Origin of the sequence: Nonomuraea sp. NPDC049709 (genome assembly GCF_040674815.1) — a bacterium.
Taxonomy (GTDB): domain Bacteria; phylum Actinomycetota; class Actinomycetes; order Streptosporangiales; family Streptosporangiaceae; genus Nonomuraea.
This window is the reverse complement of the sequence record NZ_JBFANM010000040.1, coordinates 18,032-43,516: the sequence shown is the minus strand read 5'-3', so window position 1 is coordinate 43,516 and position 25,485 is coordinate 18,032. Positions and strand designations below refer to the sequence as shown.

Sequence of the window (25,485 nt, the reverse complement as noted above, 5' to 3'; positions counted from 1 at the left end):
TACTTGAGTCATTCAGGTTATGGGCATAGGTTGGCAGACATGGACAAAGCCGACGTCACGCACTCGGGGGCGTCTGCCCGAACTGTCAAGGATGATCATTCGGAGGATCGCGCAATGACGACCAGGCCTGTCACCACCGACGACGCCGGCATCCCGGCGCCGAGCGACGAGCACTCGCTGTCCGTCGGCCCGAACGGCCCCCTGCTCCTGCAGGACCACTACCTGATCCAGAAGATGGCGCACTTCAACCGCGAGCGCGTCCCGGAGCGGGTGGTGCACGCCAAGGGCGGCGGCGCCCACGGCTTCCTGCGGATCACCGAGGACGTCAGCCAGTTCACCAAGGCCGAACTGTTCCGCAAGGGCGCCGAGACGCCGCTGTTCCTGCGCTTCTCGACCGTCGCCGGTGAGCTGGGCGCGGCCGACACCGCGCGCGACCCGCGCGGTTTCGCGATCAAGTTCTACACCGAGGACGGCAACTACGACATCGTCGGCAACAACACGCCGATCTTCTTCATCCGCGACCCGCAGAAGTTCTCCGACTTCATCCACAGCCAGAAGCGCCGCGCGGACAACCACCTGCACGACCACAACATGCAGTGGGACTTCTGGACCCTGTCCCCCGAATCCGCGCACCAGGTCACCTTCCTGATGACCGACCGCGGCACGCCGGCCTCCTGGCGGCACATGCACGGCTTCGGCTCGCACACCTTCCTCTGGTACAACGCGGCCGGCGAGAAATACTGGGTCAAATACCACTTCAAGACCGACCAGGGCATCCAGAACTTCACCGCCGCCGAGGCCGCCGCCCTGACCGCCACCGACCCCGACTACCACACCCGCGACCTGTACGACGCGATCAGGCGCGGCGACCACCCGTCCTGGACGGTCAGCGTGCAGATCATGCCGTTCGCGGCCGCCGCCGACTACCGGTTCAACCCGTTCGACCTGACCAAGGTGTGGCCGCACAGCGACTACCCCGAGATCCCGATCGGCACCTTCACCCTGAACCGGAACCCGCAGAACTATTTCGCCGAGGTCGAGCAGTCGGGCTTCGAGCCGTCGAACCTGGTGCCCGGCATCGGTGCCTCGCCCGACAAGATGCTCCAGGGCCGCCTGTTCTCCTACCCCGACGCGCACCGCTACCGCATCGGGCCCAACTACCTGCAGCTCCCGATCAACCAGCCGCGCAACCCGGTCGCCTCCTACAACTTCGACGGCCCGATGACCTTCCGCAACCCGCAGGACCCGGTGTACGCCCCCAACTCGGCGGGCGGCCCGGCGGCCGACCCGGCACTGTACGAGGGCGAGCACTACCACGTCACGGGCGAGATCCTGCGCTCGGCCTACGTCAAGCACGCCGAGGACGACGACTACGTCCAGCCCCGCGCCCTGTGGGAGAACGTGCTGTCCGACGTCGACCGCGCCCACCTGGTCGGCAACATCGTCGGCCACGCCTCGGCACCCGAGGTCACCACCGACATGAAGCAGCGGGTCGTGGAGTACTGGAGCAATATTCACAAGGATCTCGGCCAGGGCGTCGCAAAGGGCCTGGGCCTTTCCTGACCGGCCGCACCGCACGGCCCGCAGCCCATTTCGGGAGGCGGGCCGAACGCGTTTCTCCAGAGAAAGGTGAAGCGTTCACAGCATTTCCCGTCCAGGCAGCCGGGAATCGAAAATCCTGCGTCCCGCGGGGCAACTCGGGGAACATTTCCCGGCCGCCGGAGAATGCCGTCCTGCCGCGCTGGGAGTCGCTGCGGCGGCGGTCACGAGGGGTCGGGACACCTGGCTCGGGCGGGCCGGAAACAGCCGCGCCGAAGGTTGATCAAGACGGTGGGGGATGTGCCATGATGAGCGGGTCTTCTGTGCTCGACCTGTGGGGAGAGCTGGAATGCCCTGGAGGCTGTGCCATGCCTCCGCCCGAACGGCCCTGCGGTTGTGCCAGCAACTTGCCAGGGCCGTTCACTTATGCGCTGGCTACGAGCGTGGCCAGGTCGAACTCGCCGCTCCTGACCCCGGCCGTGAAGGCGGCCCACTCTGCCGGCGTGAAGACCAGGACGGGACCGTCCTGCTCCTTGCTGTCCCTCAACGCGACATTGCCGTCGGCCAGGGGGGCAACCTCGACGCACGCCGCCGCGCCGTTGCAGAACGAGCTCTTCTGCCAGGATGCCGTCTTAGTGTGGTTGTACATTTTCTCCCCAAATGCGTAAAGGGGCTCCATTGCCCCTTTCTGAGGTTTTCGTCGCTAGCGCCGCCATAGCATGGCTTTACGCTGGATAAGGACACGCGACTCATCCTCATCCAGAGCCTCCGACCGGATGTGGTCGAAAGCCGTTTCGTATCCAGCCACTCGTTCGAGATCATCGACGAAGTCGGCAGTATACAGCTGCTCTAGGTACACAACATCATCAAACGCGGCAAATTTCAGGTGAATGAACGCACCGGTGTTAACTGGATGAAGTGATTCTAGAGCCAGAACCTGGACACTCACGTGTGGCAGGAGGGAGATCTCCAGGAGATGCTCCATCTGCTCACGCATGACCGACGGCTCACCGAAGCGGCGCATCAGCGCCGACTCGTCGAGCACCACGGTCAGAGTGCAGGGGTCGGTGCGGTGCAGCACGCGCTGCTGCCTGTCGAGACGGGCCTCGACCCGACTCCTGACACCGCTGTGCGTGATGCGCGCGATGCCCCGAGTCGCCAGGATCACTTCCCTGGCATAGTCGTCAGTCTGCAGCAGGCCAGGCACGAGCTGGGGTTCCCAGTTGCGCTGGAATGTCGCCTCAGCCTCCAGCCCGAGGAATCTTGTGTACTCCTCAGGCAGGGAGTCTTCGTAATCCTCCCACCACCCTCGCTGCTCCGCATCCCGTAGAAACCCGAAGAGCTCGTCAAGCTTCTCCCCGTCCACGTGATAGAGCTTCGCCAGCGCCTTGACGTCCTCGGCACTCGGCATGGTCTTGGCGGCCTCGATGCGGCTGACCTTGCTCGCCGACCAGCCGAGCTCTCTGGCCGCCTTGGACCCCGTGAGCTTTCGCCGCTCCCGGAGGAGACGCAGCTCCTGGCCCAACCGGAGCCGCCGTACCGTTGGACTGCCCTGCTGTGATGGCACCGTCCACTCTCCTTCTCGGGAATGAAGGTGTAGCCGGGAGGGACCGTTTGGAGCCCGGCATTCTGGGCCGTTCGCCCAATCTTACACTGCAAGTTGCATGTGTAGTGCCGCACAGCCTTGCCAGAAGGCTTTCATGCAGGGAGCGTAGGAGCAAGGACAAGCTCCGCAATCAGCACGGGTCGGGAGAGTTTCTCGACCTCACGCCTGCTGCCGACACATCTCGTGCAAGTTGCACGGCAACCGGCGAAGAAATTCAAATCTTCCTTGCTCGAAGTATTGCAGCATCGAGGACGTCGGGGGACGATCAGAACCAGGAGGGCTCTCGAGTGGTGAGGAGGCCGTACATGACGCGACGGCCGTACGCATCGGGCCTTCCGCACACGATGGCGCGCCCGCACGAGGGCCGCCGCTCCGGCAACGTCGCCGTCCCGGAAACGAAACTCTGCCCCAGGGAGGCCACTTGCCGGAGGTATCACGCAATCGCCTGAACAACGCTGCGCGGATCCGCTCATTCGAGCGCACAAAAAGCCGGGCCGAGGCTGACCACCCGTTCACCGCATATGGGCTGCCACCCTGCGGCGAAACCGGTCATCAGCCGTCGGACCGGCCAAGAAGCCACCTCTGAATTGCCGCGAAAGGGGTCTTCTATGTACTCACAAGGTACCAAGGGACTCAGCCGAATCAAGTCCTGGATCCAGGAACTCATCGCCTCGGCAGACTACGAAATCTGCGTCGAGCCGGACGAATTCGCCTTCCGGGTGGGCTGGACGGTGACCAAGACGGGATTCGGCTCGCGTCGCTACCGCGACCCACGGTTCGACCAGCTCCGCCTGCCGCACAAGGTGACCGAGGAGGTGTCCTGACGTGTCGAGGAATCCGCGTAACCAGATCTACCCGGCCAACGAGGACCTCCCCGGCGCCGGCGGTGGCGGGCCGCTCGTCAGGCTCTGGCGGGCCCGGGCCGAGTTGCTGCTGCTGGCCGGGCTGGCGGTGTTCACGCTGGCCCTGCTGGGCGCCACGCAGGAGGGGCGGTGGGTGCCCTTCATCCTGCTGACCAGCGCCATCTCGGTCCCGGCCGCCACCAGGGTCGGCCGCAACTGGATCGTGGCCCACTTCTGGTGCGTGATGTCCAGGCACCGCCTGCACCGGGTCTGCCTGGAGACCACGATGCACACGAGGGCCGGCCGCATCCCGCTGGTGTTGTGGATCACGCCCACGGCCACCGGCGAGAAGGCGCTGATCCTGGTCAGGGCCGGCATCAGCGCCGAGGAGTTCGAGGCGTACAGCGAGGAGATCGCGGCGGCCTGCTGGGCCCGCAGCGTGAACGTCTACCGGCACCGCACGCGGGCCCAGTTCCTGATCGTGGAGATCGTCAGGCGCGACGAGGTGCCGGGAGCCACCTCTCCCGGGCTGGACCGCCTGTACGGCAGGCGCGCCTGGGTCGCGCTGAGACCCGACCTCGAGGAGCCGCCTGATCTGCGCACTCGGGTGGCACTTCCCCAGATGGGCTGAGGCCCGCTGAAAAGGCCTAGGGAATCCGGGAAATTCCCTGGGGTGCAAGCCCCGGAGACCGCGGGGGCTCCGGGGCTTCCCCATGCGCGCGCTCCGCGCGAAGATGAGTTCATCTGGCGAACTCAGGAGTCGTGATGACCTCGACCGTCCACCGGACCTGTCCCCTCTGTGAGGCCGTCTGCGGCCTGACGCTCACCCTCGACGCCGGCGGACACGTGACCAGCGTCAGAGGCGACAAGGACGACCCGTTCAGCAAGGGCTTCATCTGCCCGAAGGGGGCCAGCCTCGGCCGGCTCGACGAGGACCCCGACCGCCTGCGCAAGCCCCTGATCAGGGACGGCGACCTGTGGCGCGAGGTCGGCTGGGAAGAGGCGTTCGCCGCCGTCAAGGCGGGTCTCGACCGGGTCGCCGACCGCGGCTCCGTCGCCGTCTACCTCGGCAACCCGAACGCCCACACCATGGCCGGCGCCCTGTACGGCGCGCCGCTGATCAAGGCGCTCGGCACCCGCCACGTCTACTCCGCCAGCACCGCCGACCAGATGCCCAAGCACGTGGCCAGCGGTCTCATGTTCGGGCATCCGCTGGCCATCCCGGTACCCGACCTGGACCGGACCGACTTCCTGCTGATGCTGGGCGCCAACCCGCTGGAGTCCAACGGCTCCCTGTGCACCGCGCCCGACTTCCCCGGCCGGCTCAAGGCCCTGCGCGGGCGGGGCGGGCGGCTCGTCGTGGTCGACCCGCGCCGCACGCGCACCGCCGCGCTGGCGGACGAGCACGTCTTCGTCCGCCCGGGCACGGACGCGTACCTGCTGTTCGGCATCGTCCACACCCTGTTCGCCGAGGACCTGGCCCGGCCCTGGCACGAGGTCAACGGGCTGGCCGAGGTGCGCGAGGCGGCCAAGCACTTCCCGCCGGAGGTCGTCGCGCGGCGGACCGGGGTGCCCGCCGAGGTGATCGTGCGGCTGGCCAGGGAGCTGGCCGGAGCACGTACGGCCGCCGTCTACGCCCGGATCGGCACGTGCACCGCCGAGTTCGGCACGCTGGCCCAGTGGCTGGTGGACGTGCTCAACGTACTCACCGGCAACCTCGACCGGCCGGGCGGCGCCATGTTCGCCAAGCCCGCAACCGAGTTCGCCGCGCGCCGCCGGGCGTACACGGTGGGGCGGTGGAAGAGCCGCGTGCGCGGGCTGCCGGAGGCGAACGGCGAGCTGCCCGTGGCCACGCTCGCCGACGAGATCGAGACGCCCGGCGAGGGCCAGATCAGGTTCCTGCTCACGGTCGCGGGCAACCCGGTGCTGTCGGCGCCGCACGGCGACCGGCTGGACGCGGCCTTCGAGCAGCTCGACTTCATGGTGAGCGTGGACCCGTACCTGAACGAGACCACCCGGCACGCGAACGTCATCCTGCCGCCGCCCCGGGTCCTGCAGTCCGGGCACTACGACTTCGCGCTGCTCGGGTTCGCGGTGCGCAACTACGCGCGTTACTCGCCGCCGCTGCTCCCGCTGGACGAGCGGCCCTCGGAGGCCCAGATCCTCGCCAGGCTGGCGATGATCGCCTCGGGGCTGGAGGGCGACCTCGACGCGTTCGTGATCGACGAGATGTTGCGCAAGGCCACGCAGACGCCCGATTCCGGGGTCGAGGGGCGGGACGTGGCGGAGCTGCGCGAGCTGCTGGAGGGCGAGACGGGGGCCGAGCGGCGGCTGGACCTCATGCTCAGGCTCGGCCCGTACGGCGAGTGGGCCGGCAAGGGCGACCTGTCACTGCGCAAGCTGCTCGACAACCCGCACGGCCTGGACCTGGGGGCGCTGGAGCCCCGGCTGGACGAGGTGCTCAAGACCGCCTCCGGCCTGATCGAGCTGGCGCCGCCGCAACTCATCGAGGACGTGGAGCGGCTGCGCGCCAAGCTGGAGGAGGAGCCGCCGGAGATCGTCCTCATCGGGCGGCGTCACCTGCGCTCCAACAACAGCTGGATGCACAACGTGGGCCCGCTGGTCGGCGGCAGCAACACCTGCACGCTGCAGATCCATCCGGCCGACGTGGCGCGGCTCGGGCTGGGCGGCGAGGCCGTGGTGCGGTCGGCGAAGGGCCAGGTCACGGTGCCGCTGGAGCCCACCGACACGATCATGCCGGGCGTGGTGAGCCTGCCGCACGGATGGGGTCACGCGGGCGGCGCGCAGAGCGTCGCGGCCGAGCACGCGGGCGTCAGCGCGAACTCGCTCACCGACGAATCCGCCCTAGACGTCCCAAGTGGTAACGCAGTGTTCAACGGAGTTCCGGTCACGATTTCACCAACCGGGGTGATCATCGCACATTAGGGTGTCGCGCGTGACTATCGCGCCGGAAGAGGACCGCCTGAACGCCCAGATCGCCTTCGCCATCGAGATCGACAAGTTGAAGCGGATCATCCGCCGCAACCATCTCATCGACGGCTCGCGGCGGGAGAACACCGCAGAGCACTCCTGGTACGTGGGCACGCTGGCGATGGTCCTCGGCGAGCATGCCCCACCCGGTACCGACCTCCAACGGGTGGTGGCCATGTTGTTGGTGCACGACCTGGTCGAGATCGACGCCGGTGACACCTTCGTCTACGACGCGGTGGCGGTCTCCGCGCAGGCCGAGGCCGAGCGGGCCGCCGCCGACCGCATCTTCGGCCTGCTGCCCGCCGAGCAGGGGGCGTGGCTGCGGGAGCTGTGGGACGAGTTCGAGGCCAGGAAGACGCCGGAGGCGAGGTTCGCGAAGGCGCTCGACCGCTTCGCCCCGATCCTGGCCAACCACCACACCGAGGGCGGCACGTGGCCGCTGTTCAAGGTGACGGCCGGGCAGGTGCGGGAGAAGGTGCGGATCATCGAGGAGGGGTCGCCCTCGCTGGGCGCGTACGCCCTGGAGCTGGTCGAACTCTCCGTGGCCCGGGGCCACCTGTCCGAGTGATCCCCCAAAGGCCGGGGTAGGGGACTTGTCGTGAAAGAGACAGTACGCGCGAGACGTCGGCAGTTGCGGGGTTTCGCCGGACCAGTGGCCATCGCCGACCGGCTCGAGAAGTCGAAGGCCATGGACCGGCCGATCAGAGGGCTGGCCAAGGTCGTACGCCGGCGGCTGCGCCAGGGCCGCCTGCGCGACCTGCTGCACGGCGTCCCGCTCGGGGAGCCGGTGCACCCGCCGCTGGCCACGGTCAGCCTGGGCTGCTGGATCTCGACGGCCGTGCTGGACCTGGCGAAAGCCGACCCGCGCGCCGCGCGCCTGCTGCTGGCCACGGGCCTGGTCAACGCGCTGCCCACGGCGGCGGCCGGGCTGACCGACTGGTCCTCGCTGCACCGCGAGCAGCAGCGGGTGGGTTTCGTCCACATGCTGTCGAACATGACCGCCCTCGGCCTGTTCTCCGCCTCCCTGTGGGCTCGCATGCACGGGCGCGAGCGGCCCGGCCGGATGTTGTCCTTCGCCGGGCTGGCCGTGGGCGGGCTCGGCGCCTATCTCGGCGGCCACCTGGCCTACCGGCAGGCCGCGGGGGCCAATCACGCCCCGCAGGTGACGCATCTGGTGCCGCTGGGCTGGCACGACCTCTGCCCGCTCAAGGACCTTCCCGAGGGCCGGCCGGTGGCCCGACGTCTCGGCTACATCCAGCTCTTCGTACTGCGCCAGGGGGAGGGCGTGACCGTGCTCGCCGACCGGTGCCCGCACCTGGCCGGACCGCTGCACCAGGGCCGGCTGGTCATGGAGGACGGCGAGGCGTGCGTGGTGTGCCCGTGGCACAGCAGCACGTTCCGGCTGGCGGACGGCTCGGTCAAGCACGGGCCCGCGACCGCGCCGGCGCCCGTGTTCGAGACGCGGATCAGGCGTGACGGCACGATCCAGGTACGGCCGGGGTTGACCTGAAGTTAGATTGAGGTTCTACCGTCGAGGTCATGGGGAAGATCCTTGTGACCGGTGCGACCGGCAATGTTGGCAGGCATGTGGTGTCCCGGCTCACGGAGGCCGGGCTGGACGTTCGGGCGTTCGCCAGGAACCCGGAGCGGGTCCAGGCGGACGTGGAGACCGTACGCGGTGATCTGACCGTCCCCGGGACGGTGGAGGCGGCGCTGGCGGACGTGGAGAGCGTCTTCCTGGTCTGGCCGGGCTTCACGACGGGGAACGCCTCCGACGTGATCTCGGTGATCGCGCGGCACGCCCGGCGCGTGGTGTACGTGTCGGCGAACGTGTCCGACGACGGGACGGCGGCCTCGCACTACCAGGAGATCGAGGAGCTCATCCGGCGGTCCGGGCTCGGCTGGACGTTCCTGCGGCCCGGCGGCTTCGCGGTCAACACGCTGGGGTGGGCGGACCAGATCCGGCAGGGTGTGGTGCGGTGGCCGTACGGGAAGGCGTCCAGGGCGCTGATCCACGAGCAGGACATCGCCGCGGTGGCCGTGCACGTGCTCACCTCCGGCGGCCACAACGGCGCCTCGTACGTGCTCAGCGGGCCCGACGAGCTGACCCAGGCCGAGCAGGTACGCGTGATCGGCGAGGTGATCGGGCGCGAGGTGCGCTGGGAGGAGCTGCCGCCGGAGGAGGCCAGGGAGCAGCTCATGGCGGGATGGGGCGACCCGGCGTTCGTGGACAGTGCGCTGCGGACCTGGGAGAGCTTCGTGACCAACCCCGAGAGGGCCACCGGCACCGTGGAGAAGCTGCTGGGCCGCCCCGCGCTGACGTTCCGCCGGTGGGCGGAGGAGCACGCCGCGGACTTCTCCTAGGAGGCCGCCTCGTCGGCGGGGTGCTCCACGAGGGCGAGGATGCGGCTGGACATGAACCTGGCCGTGCGCACCGGCGTGCCGCTGCGGGTGACCTCACTCACCTCCACGAGCCCCCGCCGGTTGGCCACCTCGACCCGCCGGCCGGCGCGGGTGGCCGTGATCTCGTAGGTGCGGGGCGACGAGCCGCCCGCGTCGATGACGATCTCCACCCGATCACCCTTCATGTCCTGGTTATACCCACGGGCAGTTATCCGTACACCAGTACGATAATGGCCGCAATCCCGACACAGACGATGACCGCGCGCAGCACCGGGGCCGGGATGCGCCGCCCCAGCCGGGCGCCCACGAACCCGCCCGCGACCGCGCCCAGCGCCACCCCCGCCACGGCCTGCCAGTCGACGTCCGCGACCACCACGAACAGCACGGCGGCCACGGCGTTGACGATCAGCGCGAGGACGTTCTTGGCCGCGTTCACCCGCTGCAGGCCGTCGTCCAGGAAGATGCCGAGCAGCCCGATCAGCAGCACGCCCTGGGCGGCCCCGAAGTACCCGCCGTAGACGCCCGAGGCCAGCACCCCCAGCCACAGCGCCGCGCCGCCGTGCGGGTGCGCCTCCTCGCGCCGCGCCGACACCCACGCGTTGAGCCTGGGCTGTGCCAGGACCAGCACGCAGGCCAGCGCGATCAGCGCCACGACCACGACCTCGAACACGTCGGGGTCCAGGAACAGCAGCAGGATCCCGCCGATCAGCGCCCCCAGCGCCGAGGCGGCGCCCAGGCGCAGCAGGCGCTCGCGCTGGCCCAGGAGCTCGGTGCGGTAGCCGTACGCGGCCGTGAAGGAGCCGGGCACGAGGCCGATGGTGTTGGAGACGTTCGCCGTGACGGGGTCGACGCCGATCGCCAGCAGCGTGGGGAACGTGATCAGCGACCCCGACCCGACCACTGCGTTGATGGCGCCCGCCACCACCCCGGCAGCGCAGACCGCGGCCAGTTCCCACCCCGTCACGAACCCTCCCGACCAGACCGCCGCCGTGCCGCCGTGCCCGGTCAGGGCCGCGGCGGCAGTCAGTGCGGCAGGGTTCTCACCGGGTGTCCCGGTCCTTGGGGGGAGTGAAGAGGCCGCCCAGGTTTTCCAGGACCTTGCCCATTTCGGATGGGACGATCCAAATTTTATTGGCGTCGCCTTTTGCGATCTCGGGCAGGGTCTGCAGGTACTGGTAGGCGAGGAGATGCTGGTCCGGGTTGCCCTCGTGGATGGCCTTGAACACCATGCCGATCGCGTCCGCCTGCCCCTTGGCGCGCATGGCCTGGGCCTCCGCGTCCGCCTGGGCGCGCAGCACGGCGGCCTCCGCCTCGCCGCGCGCCCGCAGCACCGCCGCCTGCTTCTCGCCCTCGGCGGCCAGGATCGCCGCCTGGCGCTGCCCCTCGGCGGTCAGGACGGCGGCGCGCTTGTCGCGGTCGGCGCGCATCTGCTTCTCCATCGAGTCCTGGATGGAGGCGGGCGGGTCGATGGCCTTGAGCTCGACCCGGTTGACCCGGATGCCCCACTTGCCGGTCGCCTCGTCCAGCACGCCGCGCAGCGCGGTGTTGATGTCCTCGCGGGAGGTCAGCGTGCGTTCCAGGTCCATGCCGCCGACCACGTTGCGCAGCGTGGTGACGGTGAGCTGCTCGACGCCGATGAGGAAGTTCGCGATCTCGTACGTGGCCGCCTTCGGATTGGTGACCTGGAAGTAGATGACGGTGTCGATGGACACGACGAGGTTGTCGGAGGTGATCACCGGCTGCGGCGGGAACGACACCACCTGCTCCCGCAGGTCGATCATGTCCTTGATGCGGTCGATGAACGGCACCACCAGGTTCAGCCCGGGGGTCAGCGTCCGGTGGTAGCGGCCCAGGCGCTCGATGATGGCGGCCGTGGCCTGCGGGATGATACGGATCGTACGGGCCACCCCGAAGCCCACCGCCGCGACCACGACGATGGCGACGATGAGCTGCTCGACGGACATGGCGACGCTCCGGAGTCGAGGATACCGACTCCGTAGATCCTATTTGGTTTCAGGTTTGGCCGTCTTTTATCCGCATAAATGGTGATCTAGTGAGCGCGGGCGTACCAGCGGCCCTCCGCGCTGCGCTCCAGCGAGAGCGGCACGCCGAACGTCTGCGAGAGGTTGTCGGAGGTCATGACGTGCTCCAGCGGCCCCTGGGACACCACGGAGCCGTGACGCAGCAGCAGCCCGTGCGTGAACCCGCTGGGCACCTCCTCCACGTGATGCGTCACCAGCACCAGCGTCGGCGAGCGGTAGTCGCCGGCCAGCAGCGACAGGCGGCGCACCAGGTCTTCCCGGCCGCCCAGGTCAAGCCCGGCCGCCGGCTCGTCGAGCAGGAGCATCTCGGGGTCGGGCATGAGTGCGCGGGCGATCTGCACCCGCTTTCGCTCGCCCTCCGACAGGGTGCCGAAGCGGCGCCTGATCAGGTGAGCCGCGCCCATCATGTCGATCAGCTCGACGGCCCTGGTCACGTCGTTGGAGTCGTATTCCTCGGTCCAGCGGCCCATGATCGCGTAGGAGGCCGTCAGCACGAGGTCGATGACCTTCTCCTCCGGCGGGATGCGCTCGGCCAGCGCGGCGCTCGCCAGCCCGATCCTGGGCCGCAGGTCGAACACGTCCGCCTGCCCCAGCCGCTCCCCCAGCACCTCGACCAGGCCTTCGCTCGGATAGAGCAACGTGGCCGCGACCTGCAGCAACGTGGTCTTGCCGGCACCGTTGGGACCGATGACGACCCATCGCTCGTCCTCGTTGACCGTCCAGTCGATGCCGCGCAGCAGGGCCGCTCCGTCGCGCCTGACGGCGACGTCCTGGAGCCGCAGCACCTGACCACCCATCCCCGATCCCTCCTTAGGAGTCACCCTCTGGACAAACCTATTGCAGGGCGAGCGCTTATCGTGGATCGGTGCGCCCTGAATCGACTGTCTGCCCATCCCTGGTCGCCTGGGGCAATGCCTGGCTGTCCGGTCACGTCGGCCTCGATGAGGCGGCTGACCACGTGGAAGCCGTCGGCGGGCCCGCCGTGGCGGGCGACGTCCCCTTGCGTAAATACCTCGCAAACCTGCGCGCCGGTGGCCTGCGCGAGTTCCGGCTCGCCCTGCCCGCGCCCGGAGACCCGCTGGGGCTGTCGGGGCCGGCGTCGTTCAACTCGGCGGCGGTCGACGCCGGCCAGGCCGCGATCGCCGTGCTCGGTGACCACAACCTCGGGCTGGTGCCGCTGCCGGACCGGCGCGGGTCGTCCTATGTCGGGGTACGCCTGGAGGTGCACGACTCCGGCCCCGTACGCCATGACCTGCCCTCCTTGGCGGAGGCCGAGCGGGAGCTGTCCGACGCGATGCGCGCGGCCACCGAGGCCCTGGCGTCGGTGGACGGCCCCGCGCAGGGCCGTCCCGAGCGGCTTGAGCGCGGCGGGGAGCTCGCACCCGGCTATCCGGGGCGGGCCCACCGGGTCTCGGCCCTCGCCACGCGACTGGGCGCCGTGCTGCGCCTGACCGACGAGCGCGGGCTCACGTCGGGGCAGGTCGCCGCGGGCAGGGCCGCGCTGCGCGAGCTCGACCGGGCGGTACGCCGCGCGCTCGTGGCGGCGCACCACGCGATCTTCGAGCCGGTCAGAAACCAATGACCCTGCCCTTTCGGGTACCGGAACCGTCGACCCGGCCCCCTCGTCCACCGGATCAGGCCGCCGCGCGCTTCCGTCTCGCCGTCAGGAGCCGGAGGCGGCCACGTCTTCGGCCTTCCAGACCCTGACCAGCTTGTCCTTGCCCGCCGAGACGACGGCCGTGTCCTTGCCCACGGGGACGATGCCGACCGCGTACACGCCGCTCTTGTGGGCCTTGACGGGCTTGCCGAGGGCCTTGCGGGTCTCTGGGTCCCAGAGCCGGATCGTGCCGTCGGTGCTGCCTGACAGCAGCACCGTCCGGTCGCTCATGGACCCGAAGGACAGCGAGTAGACGATCTTCTTGTGGCCGGACATGGTGCCGAGGGTCTTGCCGTTCTTCGGATCCCAAATCCGGATTTTTCCGTCTTTGCCGCCAGACGCCACGACCGTCTTCCCGTCCACCTTCCCCACCGCGACCGAGTAGACGCCCTTCGAGTGACCCTTGTACGTCTTGCCGTACGCCTTGCGCTTCGACATGTCCCAGACCCGCAGCGTCTCGTCCTCGCTGGCCGACACGGCCACCGCGCGGTCGCCGATGTGGGTGGCGCTGAGCCAGTTCACCGGCTTGCGGTGGGCCCTGATCATCTTGCCGGTGGCCTTGCGCTTGTCCAGGTCCCAGAACTTCAGGTAGCCGTTGGCGTCGCCGGTGACCGCGACGTACTTGCCCTTGACCTTCGTCAGCGCGACGGCGTAGACCGCGTCACCGTGCCAGCCGAGGACCTTGCCCTTGCGGGTCTTGAGGTTCCACAGGCGGACGCTGCCGTCGTAGCCGCCGGAGACGGCCATGGGGGTCTTGCCCATCATCACGCCGGCGACGGCGTAGACCTCCTCGCTGTGGCCCCTCATCGTGGCCAGGGACTTGTGCTTGCCCAGGTCCCACAGGCGTACCCGGCCGTCCTGGCCTCCTGTGACCAGCCACGTCTTGTCACCCACGGGGACGGCGGAGAGCGTCTGCACGCCCCTGGTGTGGCCCTTGAGCGACTTGCCGTCCTGCTTGCCCAACACCGGCACCGTCGCCCGCTCCACCTCGACCGGCGTCGGCACCGGGGTCGGCGTCGGCGTCACCGTCGTCGGGGTGGGAGTCCGGGTGGCACCTGCGGGAGTCGGGGTGACGGACGTGGTCACCTGTGCCACGGCCCCGCCTCCGGACGGTCGCGTACCGAACATCGTCGGGCCGAAGTACAGGATCCCGCCGGCCAGCGCCAGGGCGACGACCAGCGTGACGGACACCATCGCGGCCCGCTTACGCCTGGCCTTGACGAGGTCGGGCTGCTCCTCGGCCGGGACATGCTTGAAGAAGGCGTCGTTGCCGTCGCCCCCCGCACCGCCGCCGGCGGGGTGGTCGGCTCGCGAGGGCGACTCGGAAGCGTCCCCCTGCTCACGCACGGCACCTTCGCCCTGCACGGGCACCTGGCCCTGCGCGGGCGCTTGGCCACGCACGGGCACCTGGCTGCGCGCGGGCGCTTGGCCGCGCGGCTCCACCTGGCTACGCGCGTCCGCCTGACTGCGCGGGATCGCCTGGCCATGCGCCGCTGCTGCTGAAGAAGGGCACCACCGGCACGGTCACGGCCAAGGTCGGCGTGATGTCGTTCGACGTCGACCAGGGCATGGAGAACATCGACGAGGAAGAGCTCGAGCGCCTCGGCATCAAGGGCTATCACTGGCTCAAGACGGTCAAGACGCAGATCGTCACCCCGCCGCGTAACCCCGGCCGGAGCTGGACGCCGCCGCCCGTGGTCAAGGAGTACAACCCGCCCGCCAGCCACCAGGAATCGAACAAGAAGAAGGACACCTGACCGATCAGCCGAGGCCGTGCCGTACGGCGTACAGCGCGGCCTGGGTGCGGTCCTGCACGCCCAGCTTCATCAGCACGTTGGAGACGTGGGTCTTGACCGTCTTCTCCGCGACGGCCAGGCTCCTGGCGATCTCCCTGTTGGACCGGCCGGAAGCGATCAGCGCGAGCACCTCGCGCTCGCGCTCGGTCAGCGGCACCGGCGCGGGGACGGCGCCGTTCGCGGAGGTGGCCAGCATCGCCTCCGCCGCCTCCGGGGCCAGCAGCACCTGCCCGCCGTGCACAGCGCGTACGGCCTGCACGAGCGCGGGCGGATCGACGTCCTTGTAGAGGAACCCGGCCGCCCCCGCCCGCATCGCCGGACCGACGTCCGACGGATCGCTCACCGAGGTCAACACGACCACCTTGGTCGCCGCGCCGGCCAGCCGCTCCAGCGCGCCCAGCCCGTCGAGCACCGGCATCTTCAGGTCCAGCAGCAGCACGTCGGGCGCCAGCTCCCCGACCAGCTCGACGGCCTGCTCCCCGTCGCCCGCCTCGCCGACGACCGTGATGTCGTCCTGCAGGTCGAGGAACGTCCGCAGCCCCTGCCGCACCACCGGATGATCGTCGGCGATCAGCACCCGGATCACAGGCCCACCTCCACGCGTACGGTGGTCCCCTGGCCGGGAACCGAGTCGACCGTCATGACGCCCCCCACCGACTCGGCCCGGTCGCGCATCGACACCAGGCCCAGGCCGCGCGACTCCGCCTGCTCGAACCCGTTCCCGTCGTCGTGCACGGTCAGCGCCAGCCTGTCGGCCTCGCACCACAGCCGCACGGTGACCCTGGTGGCGCCGGAGTGCCGCAGCGCGTTGTGCAGCGCCTCCTGGGCCACCCTCAGCACCGCCACCTCGACCGCCGAGTCCAGCGGCGGCAGCTCGGCGCACTCGAACGTGACCAGGGACGGGTGGAGCCGGTCGAGCATGCGCACGTGCTTGCGCAGCGTCTCCGACAGCCCGTGCCGGTCGAGCTCCGCCGGGCGCAGCTCGACGATCACCGCCCGCAGCTCGGCCAGGGCCTCGCCGGCCAGCCGCTGGACGCGCTCGATCTCGACGGCGGCCTTGTCGGGGGCCTTGTCGAGCATGGCGCCGGCGGCCTGCGCCGTGAGCCGCAGCGAGAACAGCTTCTGCGTGACCGCGTCGTGCAGCTCCCTGGCCACCCGGTTGCGCTCCTCCAGCATCGCCAGCTCGCGCCCGCGCTCGTAGAGCCGGGCGTTGGCCAGCGCGATCGCGGCATGGGCGGCGAACAGCGTGAGCAGCTCCTGGTCGTCCTGGGTGAACCCGCCGGGCGTGCGCTTGTTGGCCAGGAAGATGATGCCGAGCACCTGGTCGCCGTCGCGGATCGGCACCCCGAGGAAGTCCTTCATCACCGGATGCGCCTTCGGCCACCACTCGAACCTGGGGTCTTTGCGCAGGTCGGGCAGCCGGGCGGGAGCGCCGTCGCGGAGCATCGCGCCGAGCATGCCGTGCTGCCTGGGCAGCGGCCCGATCGCGTCCCACTGCTTGTCGGTGAGGCCCTCGGCGACGAACTCGGCGAACGACCCGTCCTCGTCGGGGACGCCGAGCGCGGCGTAGCGGGCGTCGAGGAGCCGCTGCGCCGAGCGTACGATGACCTGGAGCACCTCGCGGACCGACAGATGGCGGGTGACCGCGAGCACCGCGGAGCTCACCGCCTGCAGGATCTCGTCTCGGTCGGAGGTCACGGCCCCACTCTATGGTCCGGGCCCGACAGGATCCCGGGTCCACGGTCCTAGGACGATGTGCCCAGGCGAGGGCGGGCCCTCAGCCCGATGTACGCCGCGCGCCGCGTTCCTACCGTCGGCTGTATGACGAACACCGCACTCATCACCGGCGCCTCCCGTGGACTCGGCCTCGCCCTGGCGAGGTCCCTGGCGGGCGCGGGCTGGAACCTCGTGCTCACCGCCCGCGGGGCGGCCGACCTGGAGCGGGTCGCCGCCGAGCTGGGCGCCACCGCGATCGCGGGCGACGTGACCGACCCCGAACACGTGCAACGGCTGGCCAGAGCGGCACCCGAGCTGAACCTGCTGGTCAACAACGCCAGTGACCTGGGTGTGACGCCGCTGCCGCCGCTGGCGGGCTATCCGCTGGAGGCGTTCAGGGTGCTGCTGGAGACCAACGTCACCGCACCGCTCGCCCTCGTCCAGGCCACGCTGCCCGCCCTCCGAGCGGCCGGCGGCGCGGTCGTGAACATCACCTCCGACGCCGCCACGGGCGCGTACGAGGGCTGGGGCGGCTACGGCGCCACCAAGGCCGCGCTCGAGCAGCTCTCCAACGTGCTGGCCGCCGAGGAGCCCGCCCTGCGCGTCTGGTGGGTCGACCCCGGCGAGATGAACACCCGCATGCTCGCCGACGCCGTGGGCGCCGAGGAGGCCGCGGCCGCCGCCGGCCCGGCCAAGGTGGCCGCCGCGCTGTACGACCTGGTGAGCGCCCGCCCGGCGAGCGGAAAAGTGAGCCTGCAATGACCGCCGCGCTCGACTTCCAGCTGCCGCCCGGCCTGTCGGCCCACGAACCGCCTGAGGCGCGAGGCATGTCCAGGGACGCGGTCCGCCTGATGGTCTCGCGCGGTGACCTGGAGCCGGCCCATCACCGCTTCGCCGACCTGCCGGGCCTGCTGGACCCGGGGGACCTGATCGTGGTGAACAACTCGGCGACCCTGCCCGCGGCCGTCCGGCTGGACCGGTTGGCCGTGCACTTCTCCACCGCCAGGCCGGACGGCACGTGGCTGGTGGAGCTGCGCCGCCGTACCGGGAAGGCGTCCGAGCCCTACGGCGGGGGCGAGCCGGGCGAGTGGCTGCCGATGCCGGGGCGGGCGACGTTGCGGCTGATCGAGCGGGAGACGCCACGGCTGTGGCGGGCCGCGCTCGACCGGGACGTGGAGGCGTACCTGCGGGTGCACGGGGTGCCGATCCGCTACTCGTACGTGGAGCGGGACTGGCCGATCGAGGCGTACCAGACCGTGTTCGGGACCGTGCCGGGGAGCGCGGAGATGCCGAGCGCGGCCCGGCCGTTCACCGCCGACCTGGTGACGGCGCTGGTGGCGCGGGGCGTGGGGATCGCGCCGATCACGCTGCACACGGGGGTGGCCTCGCCGGAGAAGGACGAGCCGCCCTACCCCGAGCGGTACGAGGTGCCGGCGGCCACCGCGCGGCTGGTGAACCTGGCCAGGGAGAGCGGCGGGCGGGTGGTGGCGGCGGGGACGACCGTCGTACGGGCCCTGGAGACGGCCGTCGGCGCCGACGGGCGGGTGTCCGCCTCCGGGGGCTGGACCAGGCACATCGTCACCCCCGAGAGCGGCGTACGGGCGGTCACGGGGCTGATCACGGGCCTGCACGAGCCGCGCTCCAGCCACCTGCTCATGCTGACTGCGATCGCGGGCGAACCGGCGCTGGCCCGCGCGTACGAGGAGGCGCTACGCCAGGGGTACCTGTGGCACGAGTTCGGCGACACGCACTTGATTCTGAAGTAATAGGCTTTACACAGATTTTGCATTCGTGATAGGAACAGCCGACATTTACGGGGGCTTAGTTCTGTTGCGTCCCCGTGCCCTTTGATCCCGGAGACGTTGAATGCGCAACTCCCTTCCCAAGGTCGCCTCGCTGGCTTTAGTCGCGGGCGCCCTGCTCCTCCCGGCTGTTCCTGCCTCCGCCACGACCGCTCCCGCCACGGCCGTCAAGGCCGTGCAGGACGACCCGTTCTCCGTCTTCGACGTGACGGTGAAGGCCCCCAAGAAGGTCAAGGCCGGCGGCCGGATCAACTACACGATCCACGCCGTCAACGACGGCCCGCACTACGCGGACGCCTGGTTCCTCGGTGGCCAGTTCCCCAAGGGCGTCGACCTGAAGAAGATCCGCTACCGCACGAGCATCGCCGACACCGAGTGCTTCCTTGACGGCCGCGCCTTCTACTGCTTCGCCAACAAGGTCTTGGAGAAGGGCGAATCCGTCACCATGGTCTTCGAGACCAGGCTGACGAAGAAGGCGAAGGGCACCCAGACGGCGACGCTCGGCATCATCTCCTACGACGTCCAGACGGGCATGGAGAACATGAGCAAGGAAGAGCTCGACCGCCTCGGCATCCCCGAGCACGGCTACGCCAAGACGGTCAAGACCAAGATCGTCCGCTAGTCCTGACACACTGCGCCCGCGCCCGAATGCCCAACCTGCTTCACGAGCATCGGACCGGGCGCAGTACCGTGGCTGGATGTGGACCAGCGCACCCTCCTGATCACACTGACCGGCCCTGATCGCCCGGGCGTAACTTCACGACTTTTCTCCGTTCTGTCGAATTTCCCGGTGACAGTGGCGGACATCGAACAGGTCGTCATCCGGGGCCGTCTCACGCTCGGCGTGCTCGTCGCGTACGCGGGCGGGCCCTCGACCGGCACCGGAACCACCCTCGGCGCCATGTGGACCGCCGTCGAGCGAGTGGCCGAGGACCTCGGCATGGAGGTGGAGCTCTCCACCGGATCGCAGGCCAAGGAGCAGCGCCGCCGCGGCCGCCTGTCGGTCAGCGTGCTCGGCGCCACCCTGCAGCCGGCCGCCATCGCGGGCATCGCCGGCCGCATCGCCGCCGCCGGCGCGAACATCGACCGCATCGAACGCCTCGCCCAGTGGCCCGTCACCTGCATCGAGCTGTCCGTGTCCGGCGCCGACCCCGACGCGCTGCGCGTGGAGCTGGCCGCCGAGGCCGCCGCGCAGGAGGTGGACGTGGCCGTGCAGCGCACCGGCCTGTCCCGCCGGGCCAAGCGGCTGATCGTCATGGACGTCGACTCCACCCTCATCCAGGGCGAGGTCATCGAGCTGCTGGCGGCGCACGCGGGTTGCCTGGAGGAGGTCGCCCGGGTCACCGAGGAGGCCATGCGCGGCGAGCTGGACTTCGCCGAGTCGCTGCGGCGCCGGGTCGCGCTGCTCGAAGGGCTGCCGGCCGAGGTGTTCGAGCTGGTGCGCAAGGAGGTCGTGCTCACGCCCGGCGCCCGTACGCTGGTGCGCACGCTCAAGCGGCTCGACTACCGCTTCGCCATCGTCAGCGGCGGGTTCACGCAGATCACCGACGGGCTGGTGGAGGAGCTCGGCATCGACTACTCCGCCGCCAACGTGCTCGAAGTGATCGACGGCCGGCTGACCGGCCGGGTCGTCGGCGAGATCGTCGACCGGCCGGGCAAGGCGCGGGCGCTGGAGAGGTTCGCGCGCGAGGCCCGCCTGCCGATCTCCCAGACGGTGGCCATCGGCGACGGCGCCAACGACCTGGACATGATCGCGGCGGCCGGGCTGGGGATCGCGTTCAACGCCAAGCCCGTGGTGCGCCAGGCGGCCGACACCGCGGTCAACACGCCGTACCTGGACTCGATCCTCTACCTGCTGGGCATCTCGCGGGACGAGGTGGAGGCCGCGGACGCCGAGGACAGCGTGCTCACGGCCCAGTGAGGTCGGCGCGGTGACCTAGTGTTCCTTGGGGTCCCAGTGGCTGACGAGGCGTCCCTCGCCCGGCCACAGGTCCTCCCAGGCCGACTCCACGCCGATCACCGCGAACGCCCCCGGCCGGAACCCGTAGTCGCCCCCGGCCAGCCCCAGGGCCAGCTCGTGCACGCCCGGGTTGTGCCCGCACAGCACGACGGTGCCCAGGCCGGGGTCGGACCGGCGGACCAGCTCCAGCAGCTCCTCGGGGTACGCCTCGTAGATCTCGCGCTCGTAGCTGATCTCCGTCTCGGGGAAGGCGATCTCGGCGGTGCGCCTGGTCCTGAGCGCCGGCGAGCAGAGCACCACGTCCGGGTCGAAGCCGGCCGCTCTGATCTCGTCACCCGCCCGCTTGGCGTCCCGCTCGCCCCGGTCGGTCAGGGGCCGCTCCCGGTCGGCCAGGCCCGGCACCTGGGCGGCTTTGGCATGGCGCAGCACGATCAAGGTACGCACGAGCTCATCCCGTCCTCGAGGCCCAGACCGACAGCGCCACGATCACGGCCAGGACGGCCACCATTCCGAGCAGGATCAGGCCCAGGGTCTTTCCGCCGCTGGGCCGCTTCTCATCGTTCACGCGCCCAGTTTCCCACCGAGGTGCGCGGGTTCCACTCCCGCCCACCCTCCGCCGGCTCCGACGCGAAGGAGCCCGCCCCCGGCCGGGGAACGGGCTCCTCGAAACTCCGCGGGTTACGACGGGACGGGCTCGTGCTCGCGGTTGTTGTTGCTGGCCGGCTCGCTGGTCACCGACCGCCGCTTGGACACGATGATCGCGCCGACCACCACGCCCACCGCGACCACGGTGATGCCGATGCGCAGGGCCGGGTTGCCCGCGTACAGGACCACCGCGGGCGCCACCAGCAGCGCCACCAGGTTCATCACCTTGATCAGCGGGTTGATGGCCGGACCGGCCGTGTCCTTGAACGGGTCGCCGACCGTGTCGCCGATGACCGTGGCCGCGTGCGCCTCGGAGCCCTTGCCGCCGTGGTGCCCGTCCTCGACGAGCTTCTTGGCGTTGTCCCAGGCGCCGCCGGAGTTGGCCAGGAAGACGGCCATCAGGGTGCCGCAGGCGATGGCCCCGGCCAGGAACGCGCCCAGCGGCGCGTACCCCAGGGCGAAGCCGACCGCGATCGGCGTCATGACCGCCAGCAGGCCGGGGGTGGCCAGCTCGCGGAGCGAGTCGCGGGTGCAGATGTCCACGACGCGGCCGTACTCGGGCTTCACCGTGCCGTCCATGATGCCCGGGTTGTTGCGGAACTGGTCGCGTACCTCGAAGACCACCCGCATCGCAGCCCGCCCGACCGCCGAGATCGCCAGCCCCGCGAACAGGAACACGACCGCGGCGCCGATGATGAGCCCGACGAGGACGTTGGGGTTGTCGATGCCGAGGCTGAAGTTCTGGAACTCGCCCAGCGCACCCTTGATCGCCGCGTCGGCCCTGCTCAGCTCGGTCTCCACGGCCGTACGGAACGCGCCGAACAGCGCCGTCGCCGCCAGCACGGCCGTGGCGATGGCGATGCCCTTGGTGATGGCCTTGGTGGTGTTGCCGACCGCGTCGAGGCTGGTCAGCACGCGGGCGCCCTCGCCGTCGACGTCGCCCGACATCTCGGCGATGCCCTGGGCGTTGTCGGAGACGGGACCGAAGGTGTCCATCGAGACGATGACGCCGACCGTGGTCAGCAGGCCGGTGCCCGCCAGGGCCACCGCGAACAGCGCGAGCGTCACGTTCCCGAAGCCGAGCAGGAACGCGCCGTAGACCGCGCCGCCGATGATCAGCGCCGAGTAGACGGCCGACTCCAGGCCGACGGCGATGCCGGCCAGGATGACGGTCGCCGGGCCGGTGGCCGAGCTCTCGCCGATCTCGCGTACGGGCCGGCGGGTGGTCTCGGTGAAGTAGCCGGTGAGCAGCTGGATGGCACTGGCCAGCACCAGGCCGATCAGCACCGCGCCGATGGCGATGAGCCTCGGGTCGGCGTCGGACTGCACCGTGGCGCCGGTCAGGCCGGAGAAGCTGCTGGGCAGGTACCAGAACGCGGCCACCGCCACCAGCACCGCCGAGATCGCGGCGGAGATGAAGAAGCTGCGGTTGATCGCCGCCATGCCGCTGCGGTCGCGGTCGCGCATCCCGGTGACGAAGATGCCGATGATCGCGGTGATGACGCCGATCATCGGGACGATGAGGGGGAAGATCAACCCCTCCTGGCCGAAGGCCACCCGGCCCAGGATGAGGCTGGCGACCAGCATGACCGCGTACGACTCGAACAGGTCGGCCGCCATGCCGGCGCAGTCACCGACGTTGTCGCCCACGTTGTCGGCGATGGTGGCGGCGTTGCGCGGGTCGTCCTCCGGGATGCCCTGCTCGACCTTGCCGACCAGGTCGGCGCCGACGTCGGCCGCCTTGGTGAAGATGCCGCCGCCGACTCGCATGAACATCGCCAGCAGCGCCGCCCCGAACCCGAACCCTTCGAGCACGGCGGGCGCGTCACCCTGGTAGATGAACACCACCACGGCCGCCCCGAACAGGCCGAGGCCCACGGTGAACATCCCGGCCACACCGCCGGTACGGAACGCGATGCGCATGGCGCGCTTCTCGCCGGACTCCTTGGCCGCGGCGGCGACACGGACGTTCCCGCGCACGGCCAGCCACATGCCTATGAACCCGGTCAGCGCGGAGAAAACCGCCCCGACCACGAAGAAGATCGAACGTCCGATGCGTTCGTCCCATTCTCCGGGTAGCAGGAGCAACAGGAAGGGAATCACGACGACGAAGATCGCCAACGTGCGGAACTGGCGCGTGAGATAAGCCGCGGCGCCTTCTTGTACGGCGCGCGCGATGTTCTGCATTCGTTCGGTGCCCTGGCCGGCGGACAGCACCTCGCGTACCAGTCCGCCTGCGACGGCTAGCGCGATAAGTGCGACCGCGGCGACCACGACCACGATGGTGAGATTGTTTCCGCTCAGGGCCAGATTGGACGCTGGCTCCGCTGCCAGCATGTGCCTGCTCATCGTTCTCCTCGGCAAGACCGGTCGTCCTGCCCGGGCGGTGCTGCAGTTTGCCTCGGCGGGTGTTGCGGCACCATCCGGGTTGTGGGTGCCGCTTCCGGTTGAATCCGCATTCCGCCGGATCACCTTGGCCGGTGCCGGGAGTCTACGCAGGCACTCAGCGGATATGAAGGCTCTCGCGGTCGCTAATTGTGCGAGTGTCTAGTAATCCCCTGCCAGTGCCCCGGTTTGGGGTCTGACAAGCGAAATTTCCCTGGGTTTACGGTCGAGGCAAGGCGCTATATCGGTCGGACCGAAACCTAGGTCGGCGGGGTGCCTCCGGCGCGGCCGGCTCCCGTCGGCCCAGGGGGCTCCAGCCCTTTGGCGGCAACCGCTTTCCCGCCTCCCGGCCCGGTCTGCGGAGCGGTCTTCCTCGATGGGACGCCCGGGCGTCCACGCACCCGGATCAGGCCCGACACCGCGAAGGCGCCCGGCGGGCAGCGGCACCCTGACGGGCCCTCGTCCATGACCGACCGCGGGAGTTGCCGACCACGAGAGCCCGGACAGACGGACCACGACGGGCCGGCACCAGGTACCCGGACGAATCGCGCGGCGGTGCGGCGCATCGTACCGGCAGGCAAGACTGTCGCCGGGACACGTCCGAATACCGGCGGGACCCGGCTCGATCCACAGGACCAGCCAGATCGCCGTCACGACGGCGGCGGACCGGCCCACCAGGTCGCGGTGAAGCCCGCCACCAGGGTCTGTGAGCCCGGGCGGCAACCACCACCGCCACGCCCAGAGGCCCCACGCCCAGAGGTCCCACGACCCGAGGTCCACGCCCCAGAGGCCGCCACGGCAGCGCCCGTCCCGTGCGTCAGTCGCACCCACGCTGTCAGGGGCGGTCAGGGACTGTCAGACGCCCACGAACGCTCCGCGGCACTCGATCCCCGGGTCGTCAGGAGACGAGAGGAGAAGAAGTCGTCAGACCCCGACCAAGAAGTCGTCAGACCCCGACCGCCGCGGGCCAGCTCATGCGGATGTTCGTCCCCTTGGGGCTGGGAAACACCTCGACGTCATCGGCCAGTCCCTCGATGACCGCGATGCCGAAGTTGGACATGAAGGAGTCAGACAGCATACCCAGGTCGAGGGGCTGTTCCTGCTTGATCTCTTCGCTGGGGGCCTGATCGCTGACCGTGACTTCGAAACGCCCGGAATCGTCACGCAGCTCGATGCGGATGGGCTCGCCCGGACAGTGCGCGCGATGCGCCTCGACTGCCCGGGAGCACGCCTCACCCACGGCGAGCCTGACCTCGTCCAGCAGGGACTCCTCCACGCCGGTACGGCGAGCGATCGCTGTCGCCACCAGCCGTGCGGTTCGCACGTGCGCGGGGAGAGCGCTGAACGTCAGCTCGACGGTAGCCATGCTACTTGTCTTTGCCGTGAGCTTCCTTGGCCTCGTCGACCGAAGCGTAGATCCCGAAGACCTTGGTCAGACCGGTGATCCGGAAGATCTTGAGGATGCGCTCCTGCGTGCAGACCAGCTCGAGGGAGCCGTCGTGCGCGCGGACCCGCTTGAGCCCGCCGACCAGCACGCCGAGGCCCGTCGAGTCGAGGAAGTCGACCTTCTCCATGTTGACGAGAAGGTGGAAGTTGCCCTTGTTGACCAGGTCGATCAGGAGCTCACGCAATCTCGGCGCCGTGTAGACATCGATCTCACCCTCGACCTCCACGATGGTGAGTCGGTCTTCGGTGCGGTGATCCAACTTCAGATCCACAGATCCTCCAGCGCCTCGCCTGCGAAACTACTCTTGCGGGCCTGGCAATCTGGAGCGTGGCCCCAGACTGTCCGACCCTGACGCGCGGCATTCAACCACGCGCCTGGCTTGTGTCTATACGAAATCACGATTCCCGGCGACTTTGCCCATCGATGCAAGACTGGAAACAGTGACTTCCTCCGGATCCTCCCCACAACAGGCAGGTCCACTCCTCCACCACCTGCTTGGCGTTCCCGCACGTCACGAGCGTGTCACCCATGTGGAGCATGTTCCAGCACGTCAGGCGGGTCAAGTCCAATGGCCCAAATGGACGCCTGAAGTGCTTGTTACGCGCTTGGCGAACCGCGGGGTCACAGGACTCTGGCCACACCAGTACGAGGCCG

General features: G+C 69.7%; 26 protein-coding genes. 13 read left to right on the top strand and 13 right to left on the bottom strand.

Going from position 1 to position 25,485, the window contains the following annotated elements; genetic code table 11:
• Positions 1–114 precede the first annotated feature (114 nt).
• Complete coding sequence (locus AB0J69_RS34675) at positions 115–1,563, top strand: catalase (RefSeq protein WP_364126164.1); 1,449 nt, start codon at positions 115–117, stop codon at positions 1,561–1,563.
• 400 nt (positions 1,564–1,963) lie between these two features.
• Here AB0J69_RS34675 and AB0J69_RS34670 read toward each other — a convergent pair whose 3' ends face one another.
• A complete protein-coding gene (locus tag AB0J69_RS34670; protein WP_364126161.1) occupies positions 1,964–2,188 on the bottom strand; it encodes a DUF397 domain-containing protein in 225 nt (74 codons plus the stop codon).
• Positions 2,189–2,242: 54 nt separating this feature from the next.
• Positions 2,243–3,106 carry a helix-turn-helix transcriptional regulator gene (locus AB0J69_RS34665; RefSeq protein WP_364126158.1) on the bottom strand — a complete coding sequence of 288 codons (864 nt, stop codon included), beginning with the start codon at positions 3,104–3,106 and terminating at the stop codon, positions 2,243–2,245.
• Positions 3,107–3,753: 647 nt separating this feature from the next.
• Here AB0J69_RS34665 and AB0J69_RS34660 point away from each other — a divergent pair.
• The 6 genes from AB0J69_RS34660 to AB0J69_RS34635 all read left to right on the top strand — a co-directional run bounded on the left by AB0J69_RS34660 (position 3,754) and on the right by AB0J69_RS34635 (position 9,342).
• Positions 3,754–3,969: a hypothetical protein gene (locus tag AB0J69_RS34660; protein WP_364126155.1), complete on the top strand. Its 216-nt coding sequence runs from the start codon at positions 3,754–3,756 to the stop codon at positions 3,967–3,969.
• 1 nt (position 3,970) lies between these two features.
• On the top strand, positions 3,971–4,618 hold the full coding sequence (locus AB0J69_RS34655) for a hypothetical protein (RefSeq protein WP_364126152.1): 648 nt from the start codon (positions 3,971–3,973) through the stop codon (positions 4,616–4,618).
• A gap of 134 nt (positions 4,619–4,752) precedes the next feature.
• A complete protein-coding gene (locus AB0J69_RS34650; protein WP_364126149.1) occupies positions 4,753–6,933 on the top strand; it encodes a molybdopterin-dependent oxidoreductase in 2,181 nt (726 codons plus the stop codon).
• Position 6,934: 1 nt separating this feature from the next.
• On the top strand, positions 6,935–7,546 hold the full coding sequence (locus tag AB0J69_RS34645) for an HD domain-containing protein (RefSeq protein WP_364126146.1): 612 nt from the start codon (positions 6,935–6,937) through the stop codon (positions 7,544–7,546).
• Positions 7,547–7,576: 30 nt separating this feature from the next.
• Positions 7,577–8,488 (top strand): Rieske 2Fe-2S domain-containing protein, encoded by a 912-nt coding sequence (locus tag AB0J69_RS34640; protein WP_364126143.1) that lies wholly within the window; start codon positions 7,577–7,579, stop codon positions 8,486–8,488.
• A gap of 29 nt (positions 8,489–8,517) precedes the next feature.
• Positions 8,518–9,342, top strand: coding sequence for an NAD(P)H-binding protein (locus tag AB0J69_RS34635; protein WP_364126141.1), 825 nt, complete (start codon positions 8,518–8,520; stop codon positions 9,340–9,342).
• Here the strand turns inward: AB0J69_RS34635 and AB0J69_RS34630 are convergent.
• The 4 genes from AB0J69_RS34630 to AB0J69_RS34615 form a co-directional block, all read right to left on the bottom strand.
• Positions 9,339–9,566, bottom strand: a complete 228-nt coding sequence (locus AB0J69_RS34630; protein WP_364126138.1) for a hypothetical protein — start codon at positions 9,564–9,566, stop codon at positions 9,339–9,341. The two genes, AB0J69_RS34635 and AB0J69_RS34630, sit on opposite strands and share 4 nt — an antisense overlap.
• A 23-nt stretch (positions 9,567–9,589) precedes the next feature.
• Positions 9,590–10,345, bottom strand: a complete 756-nt coding sequence (locus AB0J69_RS34625) for a sulfite exporter TauE/SafE family protein (protein WP_364126135.1) — start codon at positions 10,343–10,345, stop codon at positions 9,590–9,592.
• A gap of 76 nt (positions 10,346–10,421) precedes the next feature.
• Positions 10,422–11,345, bottom strand: a complete 924-nt coding sequence (locus tag AB0J69_RS34620) for an SPFH domain-containing protein (RefSeq protein WP_364126132.1) — start codon at positions 11,343–11,345, stop codon at positions 10,422–10,424.
• 86 nt (positions 11,346–11,431) lie between these two features.
• A complete protein-coding gene (locus tag AB0J69_RS34615; protein WP_364126129.1) occupies positions 11,432–12,220 on the bottom strand; it encodes an ABC transporter ATP-binding protein in 789 nt (262 codons plus the stop codon).
• Between the two features lie 68 nt (positions 12,221–12,288).
• Between AB0J69_RS34615 and AB0J69_RS34610 the strand changes: the two genes are divergently transcribed.
• On the top strand, positions 12,289–13,005 hold the full coding sequence (locus AB0J69_RS34610) for a hypothetical protein (protein ID WP_364126126.1): 717 nt from the start codon (positions 12,289–12,291) through the stop codon (positions 13,003–13,005).
• Between the two features lie 81 nt (positions 13,006–13,086).
• Here AB0J69_RS34610 and AB0J69_RS34605 read toward each other — a convergent pair whose 3' ends face one another.
• Positions 13,087–14,427 carry a WD40 repeat domain-containing protein gene (locus AB0J69_RS34605; RefSeq protein ID WP_364126123.1) on the bottom strand — a complete coding sequence of 447 codons (1,341 nt, stop codon included), beginning with the start codon at positions 14,425–14,427 and terminating at the stop codon, positions 13,087–13,089.
• A 197-nt stretch (positions 14,428–14,624) separates the two neighbouring features.
• Here AB0J69_RS34605 and AB0J69_RS34600 point away from each other — a divergent pair, with 197 nt between their 5' ends.
• Positions 14,625–14,837: a hypothetical protein gene (locus AB0J69_RS34600; RefSeq protein WP_364126120.1), complete on the top strand. Its 213-nt coding sequence runs from the start codon at positions 14,625–14,627 to the stop codon at positions 14,835–14,837.
• A 4-nt stretch (positions 14,838–14,841) separates the two neighbouring features.
• Here AB0J69_RS34600 and AB0J69_RS34595 read toward each other — a convergent pair whose 3' ends face one another.
• Positions 14,842–15,462, bottom strand: coding sequence for a response regulator transcription factor (locus AB0J69_RS34595; RefSeq protein ID WP_364126117.1), 621 nt, complete (start codon positions 15,460–15,462; stop codon positions 14,842–14,844).
• The gene (locus tag AB0J69_RS34590; RefSeq protein WP_364126114.1) at positions 15,459–16,574 is read right to left on the bottom strand and encodes a GAF domain-containing sensor histidine kinase; all 1,116 of its coding nucleotides are present in this window, start codon (positions 16,572–16,574) and stop codon (positions 15,459–15,461) included. The genes AB0J69_RS34595 and AB0J69_RS34590 overlap by 4 nt, the downstream gene beginning before the upstream one ends.
• A gap of 123 nt (positions 16,575–16,697) precedes the next feature.
• Here AB0J69_RS34590 and AB0J69_RS34585 point away from each other — a divergent pair, with 123 nt between their 5' ends.
• The 4 genes from AB0J69_RS34585 (at position 16,698) to serB (ending at position 20,315) form a co-directional block, all read left to right on the top strand.
• Complete coding sequence (locus AB0J69_RS34585) at positions 16,698–17,354, top strand: SDR family oxidoreductase (protein WP_364126111.1); 657 nt, start codon at positions 16,698–16,700, stop codon at positions 17,352–17,354.
• Positions 17,351–18,358 (top strand): S-adenosylmethionine:tRNA ribosyltransferase-isomerase, encoded by a 1,008-nt coding sequence (locus AB0J69_RS34580; protein ID WP_364126108.1) that lies wholly within the window; start codon positions 17,351–17,353, stop codon positions 18,356–18,358. The genes AB0J69_RS34585 and AB0J69_RS34580 overlap by 4 nt, the downstream gene beginning before the upstream one ends.
• 100 nt (positions 18,359–18,458) lie before the next feature.
• The gene (locus AB0J69_RS34575) at positions 18,459–19,016 is read left to right on the top strand and encodes a hypothetical protein (protein ID WP_364126105.1); all 558 of its coding nucleotides are present in this window, start codon (positions 18,459–18,461) and stop codon (positions 19,014–19,016) included.
• 78 nt (positions 19,017–19,094) lie between these two features.
• The gene (serB, locus tag AB0J69_RS34570; protein WP_364126102.1) at positions 19,095–20,315 is read left to right on the top strand and encodes a phosphoserine phosphatase SerB; all 1,221 of its coding nucleotides are present in this window, start codon (positions 19,095–19,097) and stop codon (positions 20,313–20,315) included.
• A gap of 15 nt (positions 20,316–20,330) precedes the next feature.
• On the opposite strand, the gene AB0J69_RS34565 is transcribed toward serB, so the two are convergent.
• From AB0J69_RS34565 to AB0J69_RS34550, 4 genes are all read right to left on the bottom strand, one after another.
• Positions 20,331–20,798: a histidine phosphatase family protein gene (locus tag AB0J69_RS34565; RefSeq protein ID WP_364126100.1), complete on the bottom strand. Its 468-nt coding sequence runs from the start codon at positions 20,796–20,798 to the stop codon at positions 20,331–20,333.
• Between the two features lie 234 nt (positions 20,799–21,032).
• Positions 21,033–23,348 carry a sodium-translocating pyrophosphatase gene (locus AB0J69_RS34560; RefSeq protein ID WP_364126097.1) on the bottom strand — a complete coding sequence of 772 codons (2,316 nt, stop codon included), beginning with the start codon at positions 23,346–23,348 and terminating at the stop codon, positions 21,033–21,035.
• A gap of 982 nt (positions 23,349–24,330) precedes the next feature.
• Positions 24,331–24,750, bottom strand: coding sequence for an ATP-binding protein (locus AB0J69_RS34555; protein WP_364126094.1), 420 nt, complete (start codon positions 24,748–24,750; stop codon positions 24,331–24,333).
• A 1-nt stretch (position 24,751) separates the two neighbouring features.
• A complete protein-coding gene (locus tag AB0J69_RS34550; protein WP_043629845.1) occupies positions 24,752–25,102 on the bottom strand; it encodes an STAS domain-containing protein in 351 nt (116 codons plus the stop codon).
• Positions 25,103–25,485 lie beyond the last annotated feature (383 nt).

Bases quoted from the DNA above. Each gene is read 5' to 3' on its own strand.
- AB0J69_RS34560 (WP_364126097.1), bottom strand. From the start codon at position 23,348: ATGAGCAGGCACATGCTGGCAGCGGAGCCAGCGTCCAATCTGGCCCTG.
- AB0J69_RS34580 (WP_364126108.1), top strand. From the start codon at position 17,351: ATGACCGCCGCGCTCGACTTCCAGCTGCCGCCCGGCCTGTCGGCCCAC.
- AB0J69_RS34575 (WP_364126105.1), top strand. From the start codon at position 18,459: ATGCGCAACTCCCTTCCCAAGGTCGCCTCGCTGGCTTTAGTCGCGGGC.
- AB0J69_RS34670 (WP_364126161.1), bottom strand. From the start codon at position 2,188: ATGTACAACCACACTAAGACGGCATCCTGGCAGAAGAGCTCGTTCTGC.
- AB0J69_RS34555 (WP_364126094.1), bottom strand. From the start codon at position 24,750: ATGGCTACCGTCGAGCTGACGTTCAGCGCTCTCCCCGCGCACGTGCGA.
- AB0J69_RS34650 (WP_364126149.1), top strand. From the start codon at position 4,753: ATGACCTCGACCGTCCACCGGACCTGTCCCCTCTGTGAGGCCGTCTGC.
- AB0J69_RS34600 (WP_364126120.1), top strand. From the start codon at position 14,625: ATGTCGTTCGACGTCGACCAGGGCATGGAGAACATCGACGAGGAAGAG.
- AB0J69_RS34630 (WP_364126138.1), bottom strand. From the start codon at position 9,566: ATGAAGGGTGATCGGGTGGAGATCGTCATCGACGCGGGCGGCTCGTCG.
- AB0J69_RS34675 (WP_364126164.1), top strand. From the start codon at position 115: ATGACGACCAGGCCTGTCACCACCGACGACGCCGGCATCCCGGCGCCG.
- AB0J69_RS34660 (WP_364126155.1), top strand. From the start codon at position 3,754: ATGTACTCACAAGGTACCAAGGGACTCAGCCGAATCAAGTCCTGGATC.
- AB0J69_RS34585 (WP_364126111.1), top strand. From the start codon at position 16,698: ATGACGAACACCGCACTCATCACCGGCGCCTCCCGTGGACTCGGCCTC.
- AB0J69_RS34620 (WP_364126132.1), bottom strand. From the start codon at position 11,345: ATGTCCGTCGAGCAGCTCATCGTCGCCATCGTCGTGGTCGCGGCGGTG.
- AB0J69_RS34615 (WP_364126129.1), bottom strand. From the start codon at position 12,220: ATGGGTGGTCAGGTGCTGCGGCTCCAGGACGTCGCCGTCAGGCGCGAC.
- AB0J69_RS34635 (WP_364126141.1), top strand. From the start codon at position 8,518: ATGGGGAAGATCCTTGTGACCGGTGCGACCGGCAATGTTGGCAGGCAT.